General features: G+C 50.2%; 15 protein-coding genes. 8 read left to right on the top strand and 7 right to left on the bottom strand.

Going from position 1 to position 17,968, the window contains the following annotated elements:
- Positions 1–43: 43 nt before the first annotated feature.
- Both DC20_RS06890 and DC20_RS06885 read right to left on the bottom strand, forming a co-directional pair.
- Entirely contained in the window at positions 44–907 is an 864-nt protein-coding gene (locus DC20_RS06890) for an SDR family oxidoreductase (RefSeq protein WP_083470256.1), read from the bottom strand.
- 204 nt (positions 908–1,111) lie between these two features.
- Complete coding sequence (locus DC20_RS06885) at positions 1,112–1,495, bottom strand: RidA family protein (RefSeq protein WP_062545849.1); 384 nt, start codon at positions 1,493–1,495, stop codon at positions 1,112–1,114.
- Between the two features lie 159 nt (positions 1,496–1,654).
- On the opposite strand from DC20_RS06885, the gene DC20_RS06880 reads away from it, so the two are divergent.
- The 4 genes from DC20_RS06880 to DC20_RS06860 all read left to right on the top strand — a co-directional run bounded on the left by DC20_RS06880 (position 1,655) and on the right by DC20_RS06860 (position 6,349).
- On the top strand, positions 1,655–2,767 hold the full coding sequence (locus DC20_RS06880) for an amidohydrolase family protein (protein ID WP_245652312.1): 1,113 nt from the start codon (positions 1,655–1,657) through the stop codon (positions 2,765–2,767).
- A gap of 83 nt (positions 2,768–2,850) precedes the next feature.
- Entirely contained in the window at positions 2,851–4,122 is a 1,272-nt protein-coding gene (gene kynU / locus DC20_RS06875) for a kynureninase (RefSeq protein ID WP_062543150.1), read from the top strand.
- A 277-nt stretch (positions 4,123–4,399) separates the two neighbouring features.
- Positions 4,400–5,716, top strand: coding sequence for a cation:proton antiporter (locus tag DC20_RS06865; protein WP_071885394.1), 1,317 nt, complete (start codon positions 4,400–4,402; stop codon positions 5,714–5,716).
- A 15-nt stretch (positions 5,717–5,731) separates the two neighbouring features.
- On the top strand, positions 5,732–6,349 hold the full coding sequence (locus tag DC20_RS06860; RefSeq protein WP_062543148.1) for an alpha-ketoglutarate-dependent dioxygenase AlkB family protein: 618 nt from the start codon (positions 5,732–5,734) through the stop codon (positions 6,347–6,349).
- A 245-nt stretch (positions 6,350–6,594) separates the two neighbouring features.
- Here the strand turns inward: DC20_RS06860 and DC20_RS06855 are convergent, their stop codons facing one another.
- A complete protein-coding gene (locus DC20_RS06855) occupies positions 6,595–7,104 on the bottom strand; it encodes a methylated-DNA--[protein]-cysteine S-methyltransferase (protein WP_062543147.1) in 510 nt (169 codons plus the stop codon).
- 106 nt (positions 7,105–7,210) lie between these two features.
- Between DC20_RS06855 and DC20_RS06850 the strand changes: the two genes are divergently transcribed.
- Positions 7,211–8,560, top strand: a complete 1,350-nt coding sequence (locus DC20_RS06850) for an FAD-dependent oxidoreductase (RefSeq protein ID WP_062543146.1) — start codon at positions 7,211–7,213, stop codon at positions 8,558–8,560.
- A 132-nt stretch (positions 8,561–8,692) separates the two neighbouring features.
- Entirely contained in the window at positions 8,693–11,614 is a 2,922-nt protein-coding gene (locus DC20_RS06845) for a CHASE domain-containing protein (RefSeq protein ID WP_062543145.1), read from the top strand.
- 98 nt (positions 11,615–11,712) lie between these two features.
- Here DC20_RS06845 and DC20_RS06840 read toward each other — a convergent pair whose 3' ends face one another.
- From DC20_RS06840 to asnS, 4 genes are all read right to left on the bottom strand, one after another.
- Positions 11,713–12,288 carry a DUF4252 domain-containing protein gene (locus tag DC20_RS06840; protein WP_062543144.1) on the bottom strand — a complete coding sequence of 192 codons (576 nt, stop codon included), beginning with the start codon at positions 12,286–12,288 and terminating at the stop codon, positions 11,713–11,715.
- Positions 12,289–12,364: 76 nt separating this feature from the next.
- Positions 12,365–12,835 (bottom strand): GNAT family N-acetyltransferase, encoded by a 471-nt coding sequence (locus DC20_RS06835; protein WP_062543143.1) that lies wholly within the window; start codon positions 12,833–12,835, stop codon positions 12,365–12,367.
- A gap of 263 nt (positions 12,836–13,098) precedes the next feature.
- On the bottom strand, positions 13,099–13,665 hold the full coding sequence (locus DC20_RS06830) for a hypothetical protein (protein WP_157593084.1): 567 nt from the start codon (positions 13,663–13,665) through the stop codon (positions 13,099–13,101).
- A gap of 394 nt (positions 13,666–14,059) precedes the next feature.
- Entirely contained in the window at positions 14,060–15,448 is a 1,389-nt protein-coding gene (asnS, locus tag DC20_RS06825) for an asparagine--tRNA ligase (RefSeq protein WP_062543141.1), read from the bottom strand.
- A gap of 233 nt (positions 15,449–15,681) precedes the next feature.
- Here asnS and rpoN point away from each other — a divergent pair, with 233 nt between their 5' ends.
- Both rpoN and DC20_RS06815 read left to right on the top strand, forming a co-directional pair.
- Positions 15,682–17,163, top strand: coding sequence for an RNA polymerase factor sigma-54 (gene rpoN / locus DC20_RS06820; RefSeq protein WP_062545848.1), 1,482 nt, complete (start codon positions 15,682–15,684; stop codon positions 17,161–17,163).
- Between the two features lie 145 nt (positions 17,164–17,308).
- Positions 17,309–17,929, top strand: coding sequence for a hypothetical protein (locus DC20_RS06815; RefSeq protein ID WP_071885393.1), 621 nt, complete (start codon positions 17,309–17,311; stop codon positions 17,927–17,929).
- Positions 17,930–17,968: the final 39 nt, after the last annotated feature.

Here is a 17,968-nt window from a genome sequence, read left to right as displayed (position 1 = left end):
CAAGCAAATATCGGGAAAAACGGCGGATGCCCCAAGCAGGTTGCTATACATGTTCGGCTAAATAATCTTCCAAGGTGAGCTTGCCTCTGAATGGTGCCACGCAGTCGCGTTTGGTGACCTCTACAAAGAACGCTGCCTTTTCATAAAGAGACCGGTTCACCAGGCGCACCATGGGCAGAAAAGTATCTACCACCCAGTAGGGCACTTTTGGGATGGGATTGGTTTTGCCTGCAGCCTTGCCCACTAACTCCACCAACTGCAGCCTGGAATACGCTACCGGACCACCTAGTTCAATGGTAGCTACTGGCAGGGTTAAGGCCTGCACGCAGGCTTCGGCCACTTCATGTTCATGGATAGGGTTGGTAATGGCATCACCCGGACCAATGGATGCCAAATGTCCTTTACGGGCTAAAGGTAATAGGTTCAGGAAAGCCGAGAACAGGGCAGGAGGTTTGATGATGCTGCTGGGAATGCCGCTCTTTCGCAGTGCTTTGGTAAAATCCTCATGGGCTTTGAAGTAGGCCACATCGGGGTGGTTCTCGCCGCTGAATGCCGCCACGTACACAAACTTTTTCACCTGAGGTCCATGCTCCTGTGCCAGTTTGAGCACATTCAGGTTGCCCTGAAAATCCACGTCGTGAAAGGACGTGCGGCTTTGGTCTGAGAGGCTCAGGCTCTTCCCTAATGCCGAGATAATGTAGTCTACGCCCTCCAGTAACGCTGGGGTAAGGGTTTCAGGATCGGTAGGGTCACAAACCACCACCTCGTTTACCCACGGCCTCAGTTGTTCGGCTTTGCGTTCAGTTCGGGCCGTCGCCCTGATCTTATACGATTGCTGTTTCAGTACTTCCAGTACCGAAGAACCCAGGCTTCCGGTGCTTCCTAAAACAAGGACAGTTTTCATCATCAGGAGTTAAAAGGGAAAGGACGTATTCCTACACTTCCCTAAACTATTCCTTTTTTGCCAATTTTTCAAATAAAGGCTCCTGAATTATAAAAATTGGTAATGAGGGAAGTGTGTCTAAGTAATAGATGTTTGGCCTTCCAGAAACACCAGGACACAATAGACCTGTTTTAAGGCTGCTTCTGGAAAAAGTGTCTCTAAACAGATTTAATCAAGATAAGCAGTGGCTTCTATTTCCACCAAAAGAGCAGGGTCTATCAAGGCTTTTATTTCTACCATGCTGGTCACCGGCCTGATGTCTTTGAAGAACTCGCCATGGGCGCGTCCTACCTCTTCCCACTGCCTTATATTGGTCACAAACATGCGCGTGCGCACCACGTCTTGCAACGATGCACCGGCTTCCTGCAAGACCCGTTCAATTTTCTGCAGAATACAGATTGTTTGCGCATAAACATCGCCGGGGCCTACTACCTGTCCGTTTTCCACAGCGGTAGTGCCGGCCACTTCAATAAGCGGGCCCACTTTGACGGCGCGGGAGTAGCCCACGCTGGTTTCCCAGGGAGCTCCCGAAGAAAATAATTGTCGAGCCATGTTGGTAGAAGTAAGGTGAATGAATGCCGTAAGTTTATGTAACCTGCCGCTCTTCTGCCAGAGAATTTTAGGTAAAAGGGAGAAGCCGGTTGGGTGTTCCAAGCGTGTTTTGCCAAAATCAAGGGAAAAACGCTGGCCGTGGGAACCCGAGGCAAGACTATGTGCAAGAGTTTTCGTAAGTTGAGAAACAGTTCCTACGAGTTTGTCCTGCCTTCCATGTTGCACCAGCCGCTCAAAATAGACATCCACACGCACATCTTGCCGGAAAGGTGGCCCGATCTGCGGGAACGGTACGGGTACGGCGGATTCATCAGGTTGGAGCACCACAAGCCCTGCTGCGCCCGCATGATGCTGGACGACCGGTTCTTCCGCGAAATCCAGGAAAACAGCTGGAACCCAACCGCCCGGATGCGGGAATGCGACCAGCACGGCGTGCACGTGCAGGTATTAAGCACCGTGCCGGTTATGTTCAGCTACTGGGCCAAGCCCGAACACACCTGGGACCTTTCCAAAATCCTGAACGACCATATTGCCGGCGTAGTCGCCCGCTATCCGACCCGGTTTGTGGGATTAGGAACTTTGCCCATGCAAGACACCGATCTGGCCATCAAAGAACTGGAGCGCTGCGTCAAAGAACTCGGCTTGGCTGGCGTGCAGATCGGCTCCAACGTGAACGATACCAACCTGGATGATGCGGCCCTCTTCCCCATCTTTGAAGCCGCCGCTGATTTAGGCGCTGCCCTCTTTGTGCACCCTTGGGACATGATGGGCGAAAAGAAGATGCGCAAGTATTGGCTGCCTTGGCTCGTGAGCATGCCCGCCGAGACCTCCCGCGCCATCTGCTCGCTTATCTTCGGGGGCGTGTTGGAACGGTTGCCCAACCTACGGCTGGCGTTTGCCCACGGCGGAGGTTCTTTCCCATTTACTTTAGGACGCATCCAGCACGGGTTTGACGTACGCCCCGATCTTTGCGCCGTAGACAACCCCGTTCCGCCGAAAAACTACGTGGGCAAGTTCTGGATAGATTCCCTTGTGCATAGCCCCAACACCTTAGATTATGTGGTGAAGCAATTCGGGGCAGACAAAGTGGCTTTGGGCTCAGATTACCCGTTTCCACTGGGCGAGCAGGAGCCGGGCAAACTCATCCAGTCCATGCCGTACTCTGATGAGGTAAAGGAAATGCTGCTCAGCGGCTCGGCGTTGCAATGGCTGGGGCTGGAGAAGGAGCGATTTCTGGTGCAGAAGCTTCAGCAGACCAAACAAAGTCCGTAAACGGCTGTTCTTTTATATACCCTAGAGGCTGGAACATTAAATCAGGCTTCTTCTTACTTTTGTTTTCTACAAATTAACCTTCCATGTCTTTTCAAAATACCCTTGCCTACGCCCAATCACAGGACCAGGCAGACCCGCTTCGTTCCTTCCGAGACCAATACCATATTCCGCAGCATAACGGAAAAGACACTGTTTACCTCTGCGGAAACTCCTTGGGCTTGCAACCAAAATCGGCCAGAGCCGCCCTGGAAAACGAAATGGTAAAGTGGGCAGAATTAGGGGTGGAAGGACATTTTACGGGTGACAACCCTTGGTTTACGTACCATGCCGCTTTAGCGCCAGCTACCGCCCGATTAGTGGGAGCCAAGCCTGAAGAGGTGGTGGTCATGAACCAATTGACCGTGAACTTGCATCTCATGCTGGTGTCTTTTTATCGGCCGCAGGGAAAGCGCTACAAGATTTTAACCGAAGCCGGCGCTTTCCCATCAGACCAGTACGCGCTGGAAAGCCAGGTGAAATTCCACGGCTTTCAGCCCGATGATGCCATCATAGAAGTTGCTCCACGAGCGGGCGAACACACGCTGCGCACCGAGGACATTGTCAACACCATTCAGCAGCACGGCGAGGAATTGGCCTTGGTGATGATGGGCGGGGTCAATTATTACACCGGTCAGGTGTTTGACATGGCCGCTATTACGCAGGCAGCCCATGGGGTAGGTGCGTTGTGTGGTTTTGACCTGGCCCATGCGGCCGGAAACGTAACCATGCAACTACACGACTGGGATGTGGACTTTGCCGTGTGGTGTACTTATAAATACCTGAACTCTGGTCCGGGCGGAACCTCTGGGGTGTTCATTCATGAGCGGCACGCCCATAATCCGGAGATCCCAAGGTTTGCCGGTTGGTGGGGCCATGATCAAAATGTGCGCTTCCAGATGAAGAAAGGCTTTACTCCCATGCCTGGAGCCGATGGATGGCAGCTTTCCAACGGCCAGATTCTGCCTATGGCCGTGCACAAAGCCTCTCTGGAGCTCTTTGACGAGGCCGGCATAGAGAACCTGTGGGCCAAAAGCGAAAGACTCACGGGTTATCTTGAATTCCTGATCAAAGAACTAAACCAGCCCAAAGAGGCGCTGGAGGTGATTACTCCCGCAGAACCCTCGGCTAGGGGTTGTCAGCTTTCATTGCTGGTGCATCAGAACGGTAGGCAGTTATTTGAAACGCTTATGGCCAACGGCTTCATCCTGGATTGGCGCGAGCCCAACGTCATCCGCGTGGCGCCAACACCCATGTACAACACGTTTGAAGACGTGCACCGGTTTGGCCAATTTCTAGCAGCCCACTTCAACAAGTAGAAACAGGTGAGGGCTGGAGGTTAATCGCTTTGGCCTTCATTGAAGTAAGAGAAGCCGTTTGGCAGCCTTTTTCTGAAAGAGGCTACTAAACGGCTTCTCTGTTTTAAACTGAAGCATGAAAGAAGGTTGATTGTAGTATGGAAAAGAGTTTCTTATCTGGTGAACCCTGTTTTTACCCTTTTTCTGTGAGATAAGGCAGAAAAAGGCAGAGCTTTCCCGTATGAGGTAAGTATTTGTTCCACACAAGCATACCTGACCCCTCAGAAAAGAACTGGCCATGGATTATTACCTCTTAGCTTTCGTGGTGATTGGAGCGGCGGCTCTGGCCATGGCCTGGTTGCCTACCTGGTTTGAGAAAGTGCCTTTCTCGTATGCCATGCTCTTTATCGTGCTGGGATTCCTGCTCTACAAATTGCCCCTGGGGTTGCCAGAGCCTGACCCACTGCGGGAGAACGAATTGGCGCTCCGGCTTTCTGAGTTGTGCGTCATTGTCACGCTTATGGGTACGGGCATCAAAATCAACCGAAGATTTTCCCTATTTAGCTGGCAAGTGCCGCTTAGGCTGGTAAGTTGGACCATGTTGCTTTGCATTGGTGCCCTGGCTTGGATGGCATGGAAGTTTATGGGATTTTCAGTGGCCTCGGCAGTGCTGTTGGCGGCGGCATTAGCTCCCACAGACCCGGTGCTGGCCTCAGATGTGCAGGTAGGTCCGCCTAGCGAAGAAATAGAAGATGCCCCCAGGTTTGCTCTCACGGCAGAGGCAGGGTTGAACGACGGCATGGCTTTCCCGTTTACCTGGTTGGCTATTGCATTGGCCACCCAGGGGCTGGACCCTGAGAACTGGCTGGGCCATTGGCTCAGCTATGATTTGCTTTACCGCATAGTGGTGGGCGTTGGCATGGGGTACGCCATTGGCCGTGGTTTATCGTTCATTTTGTTTAAACTGCCCAAAAAAGTAAAATTCCCCAAAACCGAAGACGGGTTTGTCGCCATTTCGGCCACCTTGCTGGTGTACGGCCTCACAGAGATGGTGCACGGCTACGGGTTCATTGCGGTCTTTATCACGGGCCTGACCATCAAAAACTACGAAAGAGACAACACCTATCACCGCGAACTCCATGACTTCACTGACCAGATTGAGCGAATCTTGGTGGTGATTGTCTTGATTTTATTCGGCGGAAGCGTTGCCCGGGGGCTTTTAGATGCCCTTACCTGGCAGGGAATGCTGGTAGGTGCGGCGTTTGTGCTGCTGGTGCGGCCTCTGGCCGGGTTTATTGGTTTATTGGGCGTAAAAGTAAAAACCCGCGAAAAGTGGGCCATCAGCTTTTTCGGGATTAGGGGTATTGGTTCTATCTTCTACATTGCGTTTGCTTTAAGCAAAGGCTCTTTTATGAACCCAGAGGAGATATGGGCCATGGCAGGGTTCATTATCCTGCTGTCAATTTTCATGCACGGAGTATTGGCTACCCCTATTATGCGGTACTTAGACAAAGTCCGGAAACCCGGGGACTTTATTGATCCTGAACAGGCCGAGCTTGAAGCGTCAGTGGGGCAAAAAGGCAATATCGCTGATGCTCCAGATAGAAAGGAGTAAGGTGTTCAACAGCTGATGCAGGAGTTAACAGATGCTTTCCAAAGGCAATTTGCCGCCCATCAACTGCCCATGCCAGATGCGGAAGTCTATCTCATCTCTGACTTTATCCCACCAGAAGAACAGAAATCTTTGCAACAGGCACTGACGGGGAAAGCAGCATGGCGGCAGGAAAAGATCAGAATGTTTGGCAAACAGATAAATCAGCCGCGGCTCACGGCCTGGTACGCTGACGCAGGCAAAGCCTACACCTACTCAGGCCTTACCTGGGAGCCGTTGCCCTGGATTCCAGAACTAACCGCCTTAAGAAACAGATTGGAAGAACTCACCGGAGCCTCTTTCAACAGTGTGTTGCTGAATCTTTACCGGCACGGTCAGGACAGCATGGGCTGGCACGCCGATGATGAACCCGAACTAGGCCAAAACTCCATCATTGCTTCTATCAGCATTGGGCAGGAGCGCACGTTTTCCTTTCGGCACCGCATACAGAAAAGCCTGAAGCAGACCTTAACCTTGCCTACCGGAAGCCTTCTCCTCATGGCGGGTCCCACCCAGCATTTCTGGCACCATCAGCTTCCAAAGACTGCAAAGGTCATGCAGCCCAGGATCAACCTGACGTTTAGGTTTATTTATTAAATGGGAGAAGGAGTGACTGAGAGAATGGATGATTTGAAAATGAGAGGATATTCAGGGAGGTAGATTAAACACATTTTCAGAAACCTTCTATGGTATACTATGGCGCGGAAGTTACTTTCGTGGCTTTCAGAAACACGCGATGGAGGTCACGGAAGTAACTTCCGCGCCATAGTATCAAGCATCTCTGCATCTCCCAATTGTCACAACTTCAACTCTCCGCATCTTCAAATCACCCATTTTCTCAATCACTCATTGAAAAGCGCCGTCTGGTACGTACCGCTCATCTTCGCTTCGTGCTCCAGGAGCCACTTTTTGCGCCAGAGGCCACCGGCATATCCCACTAATTGGCCTTGGGCACCAATCACGCGGTGACACGGAACCATGATCATCCAGGGGTTGGCGCCGTTGGCTACGCCTACTGCCCGCACGGCTCCGGCGTTTCCCAGGCGTTTGGCTAATCCAAGGTAATGGTCAGTACGGCCAGCGGGGATTTGCTGGAGAGCCTGCCATACCTGTTGCTGGAAAACGGTGCCTTGGGTATGAAGAGGTAAGTCAAAAGAGTGGCGCTGGCCGTCAAAGTATTCCTTCAACTGGGTCTCCGCGTCCTGCAGGCAAGAGGGGAAATCAGGGCTGTCCTTTTCTTGCTCATTTTCTGCAAAGCGGGCCGAAAACAACTCCTTTTCCGTAGAGGTAAGCTGTATAATGCCTATGGGCGATGCCACATGGCGCACAAAGAGCGGAGATGGAACAGACATTGGAGAGGCTTTTTCACAAAATTTAACCTAAGTTTACCTCTTCTTTCCGTAGAATGCATGATTTGGGGCACTTTTTGCGCCATCAGGAGAAAAGAAACCAAACCACATGGAGAAAACCACCCAACTCAGTGTCATGGGCGGGGGCCTGGTAGGCTGCCTGCTGTCTTTGTACCTGGCCAAACAAGGCTACCGGGTGGATGTATATGAACGCCGGCCAGATCTGCGCCGCACCGACATCAATAGCGGAAGATCTATTAACCTGGCCTTAAGTGACCGGGGGTGGCGCGCACTGGAAACCATTGGGATCTCAGAAGATATTAAGAAAGTGGCCATCCCCATGTACCGGCGGGTCATGCATGACAAAAACGGGAATCTCTCTTTTCAGCCGTACGGGCAAGAAGGACAAGCCATCTACTCGGTTTCTAGGGGGGGGTTAAACCAGGCGTTGTTAGATCTGGCCGAAGCGCAGCCCAATATCTCATTGCACTTCCAGCAACAGGTAATGGAAGTGGAGGTAGCCTCTAACAAAGTGACCATGTTAGACACTGTTTCTGGGCAGGAACACCAAATTCAGCCAGACGTGATTTTTGCCGCCGACGGGGCCTATTCCATGGTGCGTTTGTCTTTGCAGAAAACGGACCGCTTCAACTACGAGCAAAGCTACCTTGACTACGGCTACAAAGAACTAACCATTCCGCCCGCGGCAGATGGCGGCTGGAAACTGGAGAAGAATGCATTGCACATCTGGCCCCGGGGCCAATACATGATGATTGCGCTGCCCAACATAGATGGTTCCTTTACCTGCACCATGTTCTTCCCCTATGAAGGCGAGCCCTCTTTCCAGTCATTGCAAACGTCAGAGCAACTTGAGGCTTTCTTTCAGGAAATGTTTCCAGATGCCAAGGACCTGATGCCAGACTTAGCGCAGGAGTTCTTTGAGAACCCTATTGGCTCTCTGGTCACCATTAAGTGCCTCCCTTGGCGACACAGCGGAAAGATTCTGCTGGTGGGAGATGCGGCCCACGCCATTGTTCCATTTTACGGACAGGGCATGAACGCCGGGTTTGAAGATTGTACTGTGCTGCGCAGCTTGCTGGAAGAACACCAGGATGACTGGGAAACGATCTTCCAGACGTTTCAGGACGTGCGCAAGCCTAACACTGATGCTATTGCTGACCTGGCCGTTTACAATTTCATAGAAATGCGGGACAAGGTGGCTGACCCCAGGTTTCTGCTGCAAAAGAAAGTAGAGGCGAAGATTACAGCGCAATACCCAGATGCCTGGCTTCCGCTTTACTCAATGGTCACCTTTTCCCCGGATATTCCGTATGCCGATGCACTGGCCAACGGCCAACGGCAAGAAGAGATTATGCGTGCCTTAATGGCGCATATTGAAACAGAAGAAGACTATAATAAGCCAGAGGTGCAGCAATACCTGCAGGAGCATTTGGCTTAAGTCTTTTTGTGTTTTCTGCCTGTTTTTCAAAAAGAAGCCTCTATAAACTCCCCCTTTGTAGTGTCTTCTTTAGGCTTTACTATCTTTACCTTTCCTTTGCATTGTGCAAAAGGTGAAGTGAACTGAGAATACATGATATTTTCCCGCTTAAAAGATTATTACCTCGCTTTAGGTTCCTTCATGCTGGTGTTAGGCATCACCATCTATGCCTATTATGTGTCCAAGGCCAATGACCAGACAGAGGATGCGCAGGAGTTTAAAATCAAGCAGGTCCAGATCAAGGCTACCTTAGAGCGGCGGATGGGGTATTATCTCCAGATTCTGAAAGGTGTGAATGGTCTGTTTGCTGCCACAGACACTGTTACCCGTGAGGATTTTCAGAGTTATCTTAAATCTTTGAACATTCTGGAAAGTTACCCCGGGGTACAAGGCATCGGCTTCACGGTCATGGTTACGCCAGAAGAGCTGCCCAAACTGGAGGAACGCATACGGGCAGAAGGTTACCCTAACTTCAAGGTGCACCCGGCCGGGCAGAGGACGGAGTACTCCGCCATCATCTTTCTGGAACCCCTGAGTAGGCAGAACCTGCGGGCCTTTGGTTTTGACATGTTCAATGACCCAACCCGCCGTGAGGCCATGGAAGCGGCACGTGATTCCAATCTGCCGGCCATGACCGCGAAAGTGAAGCTGGTGCAGGAGGGGCAAAAGAACGTACAGCCAGGTCTTCTCATCTATTTGCCGGTGTACTATGGTGGTGTTGACCCTGGGGAAGGAAATCGCAGAAGCATGCTAAAAGGGTTTGTGTATGCCCCTTTCCGGGCGGGTGACCTGTTCTCCAAGACCATTGATAGCAGCCATGATGACATAAGTATCTCCATCTATGACGGCAAGGAAATAAAAGAAGAGGCGCTCCTGTACCGGAATGCCGCAAAAGTTGAAGTAAGCGAAAGCAGTGATAGCCTGCTGCTGGCTACTGATATGATACGCTTTGCCGGCCGCACCTGGACCATTCGCTACAAAGCCACCCGTGCTTTTGCGGAGGCCTCGGGCATTGACCAGCATGACCTGATTTTGCTGGGTGGGTGCATCATCTCCTTGCTGATCTTCTTCGTGGTGTGGTCTTTACAGCGCTACCTGCGGTCAAATCAGCTGACAGAACTTATCACCAAAAACACAACAGCTGGTTTATTCATGCTGGATGACCGGGGGTACTGTACGTTCCAGAACCCTTCCGCTGAACGGTTGCTGGGCTACTCCCTGGATGAACTCAAACGCCGGCCATTGTATGAACTGGTCCACAAAGGGCAGGAGCCGGGTAACCTGGCACCAGAGTTAGTCTCCCAGAAAGCGTTCACGTTTGAAGATTCCTTTGTCTGCCATGACGGCAACCTTATTCCGGTGGCCTGTTCTACCCGCTTTGTGAAACAAGGCGGCGAAGTAGTGGGGCACATTCTGGAAGTGCGGGATGTAACCGAGGAGAAGAAAGCCCAGCAGGCGCTTCTGGAAAGTGAGGCCCGTTTCCGGAACATGGCCGATAGCGCTCCGGTAATGATCTGGATTACCGACGAAAAAGATAACTGCACCTACGTGAACCGCCAGTGGCTTAAGTTCACAGGCTCTAACCTGGATGAAAACATGGGACTTGGTTGGCTCAAGTTTGTTCACCCAGATGATACCCAAACCATGACCCAGGCTTACAAGCAGGCACTATCTGAAAAGAGCGAGCTGAAAGTAGAGTATCGCCTGCGTCGCCGCGACGGTGATTACCGGGGGGTAGTCACCATGGGTATTCCAAGGTTCAATGCTGAAGACGAGTTCCTGGGCTACATTGGTTCCTCCATTGACATCAGTGACCGGATCAAGATGGAGCAGAAGTTGAAGCAAAGCGCCGACACGCTGCAACGCATCTTTATGCAGGTGCCAGCCATTGTAGGTCTGGTGCGCACCAAAGACCTGCGGTACACGCTTGTAAATTCGTACCTGAGCAGCCTGTATGAGGGGAAAGCCCAGGTGGGAGTGATTGCGACAGAAACTTTCCCTGAGTCACAGCGCGAGCAATTCAAGAACGTCATTCAGCACATTGTAGATACCGGAGAGCCTTTCATAGGCCAGGAAGTACCTGTGTCATTTGATGACTCTGAGGAAGGGCAAAAGAACATCCGGTTCTTCAACATTGTCTATGAACCCATCAAAAACAGCGGTGGTGAGGTGGAGTTTGTCCTGACCTTTGCCGTGGAAGTGACAGAGCAGGTGAAAAGCCGCGAACAGCTCTCTACCATAAATGAACAGCTAAACGACAAAAACCAGGAGCTTATCCGGATCAACAATGACCTGGATAACTTTGTGTACACGGCCTCGCATGATTTACGGTCCCCGCTAGCGAACCTGGAGGGACTTACCACTGCGTTGTTAGAGACGGTTGAAGGGAAAGAGGAAGGTGAGGAGCACATGTTGCTGCACATGGTAGTGTCTTCTATTGCTAAGTTGAAGGGCACCATCCATGACCTTACTGAAATCACCAAAGTGCAAAAAGACCTGGACTCCCAAGCCGAGGTGCTTTCGTTTGCCGAAGTGCTGGCCGGGGTAGAGGAAGACATTGCAGGCATGATTCAGGAGGCCGGGGTGCAACTGAATACTTCTTTCCAGGTGAAGACCCTGCGGTATGCCCGTAAGAACCTTCGCAGTATTCTTTACAACCTAGTGTCAAATGCCGTCAAGTACCGCGATCCTTCCCGTAAACCGCAAGTGACCTTGACAACAACCCGTCAGGATGGTTTTGTGGTACTAACGGTGCAGGACAATGGTCTAGGTATACGCGAAGACCAGCAGGAAAAGCTGTTCACCATGTTCCGGAGGTTCCACTCGCATGTAGAGGGCACTGGTATTGGCTTGTACATTGTGAAGCGAATCATCGAAAACAACGGCGGGCGCATAGAGGTCAACAGCGAACCTGGCCGAGGCACCACCTTCACCGTTTACTTCCGGGAAAATCCGCTTGTTCCGGCTCCTGTAGATGTTGCTTCTAAGGAAGAGATAGAAGAAACAAAAGGATAGATTTAAGGAAAGCTGCTAATAAGAAATCCCGGTGTTTAGAGGCTGATTTTCTGAAATCAGCCTCTAAACACCGGGATTTCTTATACTGAACAATGTCCTTATTGTAACAAGGGCAGGAACAGTTCAGGGTCTATTTTCTGCAACATTTGTTCAACCTGCTGGCGCGTAAAGTGACCGTTCACCTGAAGCATTAAAAAAGAGTTACCGTACTTGCGGTATCCTACAATCTCCTGAACCTGCTCATTTGCCTGACGCATTTTGAACTGCAGCGCGCCAGGATTGTCCAGTACCTCCGGCAAGTTTTCATAATTAGACTTCAGTAGCACCTGGTCCAGTTCCTGGGTAAGCCCCTGTTCCAGCAAGCGCCGGGACTTTCTGGAGGTGGGGGTAAATGAAAGAACCCGCACCGAAGTAATATTAGCCAATGCCGCCTGCACGGTGGTGTCAGCGTCTTTGGGGAGAAGATAGCGGGTAACCAAACCTACCGGAAGCGTAGTTCCTTTAAAGCCCGCCTGGTCTTTGTATTTCTGATAAAAGTCACTTGTTGTTTGAGCAGGAGGTAAATTACTGGTGCTACTGCACGCTTGTATAAGACCGAAAACAAGGAAAGCTACATAGAGGAAAAGCCTCTGAGATGATTTCTTCTGCTCTGTGCGAAAAAGTATAGGCAACATAGGTCATTTCTGTTTTGCCCTCTTTTACGGAAAAGAAGCAAGAAACGCCTATGACCTTAGGCTCTCTTTGAGTATCTCAAGTGCTTTGCTTTTGTTTCTGGTACATGTTAGGCGTGTGTAGTTGCATAAAACGCTCTGGTTGGGGAAGGGGCTCAAAGCCTAGTTGAGCGTACAGGCTGTGCGCATCCTGGGTGGCCAACATCCAGCGGCGGAGGCCCTGTAGTTCCGGGTGATCTCTGAACGTCTGCACCATCCATTTTGAGAGTCCGTTACCGCGGTAAGGTTCTAAAACAAAGACATCGCAGAGGTAGGCAAAGGTGGTGTAGTCTGTAATGACCCGCGCAAAGCCTGCCTGTTTTTTCATGTGATACACTCCCACGCACAAGGAATGCTCAATGGCCCGGGCTACTACTTGCCTGGGAATCCCTTTCGCCCAATACGTCTCAGTAAGGAAACCGTGAATGGCATCTAGTTGAAGCAGTTCTTTGTCAAAGCTTAAGAAGAAGCCTTGCTCATTGGCTTGAGGAGCGGGACTGGAGAGAGGCATGGCAGAACTCAGTTTAAATTTGTCGTCTGTTTTAAAAAAGAAGAGTTAAAACGGATACCGGCTGTTCCATTTGCACAAGCGAAGGAATAGCCCAGATAGCTGGCATCTGATCCAAGTGAGTAGGAAGGGTGGCAGTAAAGTGTTTCCTCGAGCCACTCTCCGTAATGAATAAAGCTGTGCGGAATGAGCTAAAATCAGTTACGTGATAGAAGCGAATGCCTGCAGGATTTGTATAAATAGATTTTGGCTAACCTAAGGAAAAGCTATTTATTAGTTGCCAATTTCTCCTTTGCCTCTTTTTCTTTGGCCTCTAATTTACGTTTGGCCTCTTCTTCTCTACGGGCAGCTTCTTTTTCTTTTAAAGCCCGCGTACGTTCTTTGGCAGCTAGCTTTTTAGCTTCTTCTTTTTGCTTGATGGCAAGCTTAGCCTGGCGCTCTTTTTCTTTAGCAGCCCGTTGTTTTTCCTTTATGGCGTTTTCTCTTTCCTCTTCTTTCTGCTTGAGGGCCGCGAGTCTTTCTTTCTCAGCTATTCTTCTGGCCTCTTCTCTTTCCATGTAAGCAATATCCAAGGCCTCGTATTTAGCGTCAATGAGTGCTTCACGGGCAATTTGCTTTTGCTTGGCAAATTCTTTCCGCTCCTTCGCTCTCTGCTTCGCTAATTCAGCACGTTCTTTTTCTTTTTGCTTCATTAACGCCGCGCGCTCTTTGCTTTTTTGTTTAATGCTCTGGGCTTGCGTGGAACCTAATGCCCAAGCAAACATAAACACGAGTAGAGTAAAGCGTCTTATCATAGTTTGGCTGTTAGTGGGTTTGTAAAGTTTGTTTGTCAATACAAAGTAAAATAATATATATTAAAAATACTAAATATTTTAGGTGTATTTGTCTGAAACTAATAAATATATGATTATACTAAGTAAAGTGGATTGCTGAAGCACAGAATTTATCAGGAGTAATGACCATTTCTTAACGACTCTGAAGCGATAAAAGCTAGAAAGGAGAATAGTACGTGGCAGTACGGGTAAATTCAAAAGAAAGATCAAGGAAATTGAATCACTTGATAAACCCCAAATGAGTATTGGTCTTCTAAAAGCCTGTCTGCCATTTCAGATTTAGAGATGTCATTATAGAAACGAGGTTATTTTCTTAAAAGAGCGGTAAAACAGAACCGCCCTACTGTATAAGAACAGGAGGGCGGCTGTTATGAAGTGTTTATCTAAGAGCAGTTTAAAACTCTGCGCTTTTCGGGAAACGTGGGAAAGGAATTACGTCTCTTATGTTGCCCATGCCGGTTACAAACAGCAACAGACGCTCAAAGCCTAAACCGAATCCGCTGTGCGGCACAGTTCCAAAACGACGGGTATCCAGGAACCACCACATTTCTTTCTCCGGTACGCCCATTTCCCGCATACGCGTCACCAGTTTCTCGTAGCTTTCCTCACGCTGTGAGCCGCCAATGATTTCCCCAATGCCCGGGAACAACACGTCCATTGCCCGCACAGTTTTGCCGTCATCGTTGAGCTTCATATAGAAAGACTTGATGTCTTTAGGGTAGTTGGTCAGGATTACCGGTTTCTTGTAGTGCTTCTCTACCAGGTAGCGTTCATGCTCACTCTGTAGGTCAGTGCCCCATTCCACTTTGTACTCAAACTTCTGTTTGGCACCTACCAGCACGTCAATGGCTTCGGTGTAAGTTAAACGCTGGAAATCATTCTCTACCACAAAGTTCAGGCGGCTAAGCAGTTCTTTGTCATACATGTCGTTCAGGAACTGGAGATCATCCATGCAGTTGTCCAGGGCATAGCGCACCAGGTACTTCAGGAAGTCCTCGGCCAGGTCCATGTTGTCTTCCAGTTCATAGAAAGCCATCTCTGGTTCAATCATCCAGAACTCCGCTAAGTGACGGCTGGTGTTGGAGTTCTCGGCCCGGAACGTTGGTCCGAAGGTGTAGATCTCAGACAAAGCCATGGCGGTTACTTCGCCCTCTAATTGGCCAGACACCGTCAGGTTGGTAGATTTCCCGAAGAAGTCTTCTGAAAAGTCTACTTCGCCTGTCTCGGTCTTGGGTGGGTTTACCGGGTCAAGCGTGGTTACCCTGAACATTTCACCTGCTCCTTCAGCATCTGAGGCCGTGATGATTGGCGTATGGATGTAGAAGAATCCTTTGTTATTGAAGTACTGGTGAACCGCGAAGGCCATGGCATGCCTGATGCGCAATACCGCCCCAAACGTGTTGGTGCGCGGGCGCAGGTGAGCAATCTCCCGCAGGAACTCCAAAGAATGGCCTTTCTTCTGCAACGGATACGTCTCAGGATCAGCAGTACCTAGCACTTCAATGGTGCGGGCCTGAATCTCAACGGACTGGCCTTTGCCCTGGCTTTGAACCAAAGAACCCAGTACAGACACACTGGCGCCAGTGGTAACTTCCTTCAGGGCCTCGTCGGTGAACAAGGTCATGTCAGCCACCACCTGGATATTATGGATTGTAGAGCCGTCATTCACGGCGATAAATGTCACAAACTTGTTGCCGCGCTTGGTGCGCACCCAACCTTTTACCAATACCTCCTGTCCGCTGGCGGGCGTCTGAAGGACTTCTTTTACTTTGGTTCTTTTCATGTTCTTTCTCGTATCACGTAGCACGTCTCAGGTAGCACGTATTTAACTCGTGCAAAAGTAGGTATACAGGGCCAAAGTTCTTAACTGAAAAGAAAGTCTTGTTGTAAGCAGCCTGCTCTACTTGGATATTTAACATACCAGGCGCGTGCCAAATTTAACCTTTTTTGCAAACCAGTAGTAAAAAACCATAACTTTGGGCTAGTCCGCACATGTGTGGTTGGTGCCGTTTTTTTATGCAGAGACTCGACTTAAAACAGCTTTTATCCCAGAAATTATCGCCGCAGCAGATACAGTTCATCAAGTTGCTGCAGGTGCCTACCGCTGAGTTGGAGGCCCGCATCAAAGAAGAACTGGAGATGAACCCCGCTCTGGAAGAAGGGGATGTCGCTGATGAGCCTGCGACCGATAACGATGATTCTAACAGTGATGCCGATGAAGATTTCGACAACACCGAGGATGACTTTGCCGAAGATGAAGCCCGCCGAGACGATGACGATGTAGACCTGGGCGATTACCTCAATGATGACGAGATAGCCGGGTACAAGATGCAGGGCGACGGGCCCGGCGACGAGGAAGACCGTGAAATGCCCATTGCCTTCACCGGCTCTCTCACCGATGCACTCATGGACCAATTAGGGTTCCTGAACCTGGATCCCAAGCAGATGGCCATCGGCGAGCAGCTAATTGGTTCTATTGATCAGGACGGCTACATTAGACGTGAACTACAGGCTATCTCCAATGATCTGGCGTTTTCGCAGAACATAGATGCCTCTGAGCAGGAGATTGAAGACGTGTTGCGCCGCATTCAGGCGTTTGACCCACCCGGCATTGCCGCCCGTGACCTGCAGGAGTGCCTCTTGTTGCAACTGGAACGCCGTGAACCAGATGAGATCACAGAAGTGGCCGAGCAGATCATCCATGACTGCTTTGACGAGTTCACCAAGAAACATTATGCCAAGATTCAGCAGAAGCTGGAGCTGGAAGATTATGAGTTGAAGGCGGCCATTGACTTGATATTGAAGCTGAACCCTAAACCCGGCGGAACCGGCGGTGCCACCCGGGTGCAGTACGTAATACCAGACTTCATTATCACTAATGAAGACGGCGAGCTGCAATTGTCGCTAAACGCCCGCAATGCCCCAGACCTGCGCATTTCTCGCTCCTATGCAGATATGTTTGACGCCTATGACAAAGGCTCAAAAAAGGACAAGAAGCTGAAGGAGACGGTCACGTTTGTGAAGCAGAAACTGGATGCCGCCAAATGGTTTATTGATGCTATTAAGCAGCGCCAGAACACGCTTTTGCGCACCATGGAAGCCATTCTCCGCCGTCAGTACGACTATTTCCTGGAGGGTGATGAAAGCAAGCTGAAGCCGATGATCCTGAAAGACATTGCCGAAGACATAGGTATGGACATTTCTACCGTAAGCCGCGTGGCCAACAGCAAAAGTGTGCAAACGGAGTTCGGGATTATTCCGCTGAAGTTCTTCTTCTCAGAAGGCATCGCCACCGATGCCGGTGAAGACGCCAGTAGCCGTGAGGTGAAAGCCATTCTCAAAGACATCATTGACGCTGAAAACAAGGCCAAGCCTCTGTCTGATGACAAGATTGAGAAGATGCTCAACGAGAAAGGCTACAACATCGCCCGCCGCACCGTAGCCAAGTACCGTGAGCAATTGAACATACCGGTAGCCCGCCTACGGAAAGAACTGTAGAAAGCGAAGCTTCCAATTAGAAATTATGAATTAGAAATTAGAAATGAAGTTTATGGTTTCAGGCTTGAAGGGAAAGCAGTACTTGCTAAAGAGTTGACAGGTGCCCAATTCTTAATTTTGAATTTTTAATTTCTAATTAAAAAAAGTGAATTCCCGCTTCGCGACGGTACTCTCAGTGCTCTTTCACCCGTTGCTCCTGCCCACGTACCTGTTCAGTTTGCTGCTGTATTATCTGCCGCCGGAGGTGTTTTCATACCCGCCAGAGGGCAGGCGGCTCATTGTACTGCTGGTCTTCATTTTAACGTTTCTGCTGCCTGTATTTGGGACGCTCCTCATGCAGCAGGCGGGCCTGATAAGCTCTATTACTCTTGATGACCGCACCGACCGACGCTGGCCGCTTCTCATAGCCGCTACCTGTTACACAGTTTTAACGGTGGTCTTTTACCAAATTTCTTTCTTTGACAACCTGTTCTTTTTGATCATGGCAGTCATCACTGCGTCTGTGTACGCTACACTGGTTATTAACCAGTTCTGGAAAATAAGCGCCCACAGCATTGGAGTAGGAGGCACCTTAGGAATTCTGGTGCTGCTGCACGGGTGGCTGCCAGAAGGATATCTCTTGTATCCGGTAACGGTGGGGTGCGTGATCTGTGGTGCGGTTATTGCGGCCAGGCTGGCTTTGGGTGCACATAACTCCAAACAGGTGTACACCGGATTTTCCTTAGGTTTTCTCCTGGGTATTTGCCTCTGGGGAGCCACATTCTAGCCTATTTTAGGCACGGTTTTGGCAAATCAAGCTTAAAGC

The sequence above is a fragment of the Rufibacter tibetensis genome (assembly GCF_001310085.1).
GTDB classification, from domain to species: domain Bacteria; phylum Bacteroidota; class Bacteroidia; order Cytophagales; family Hymenobacteraceae; genus Nibribacter; species Nibribacter tibetensis.
Note: the sequence above shows the minus strand (reverse complement) of the source record. Positions and strands in the feature narration are given on the sequence as shown.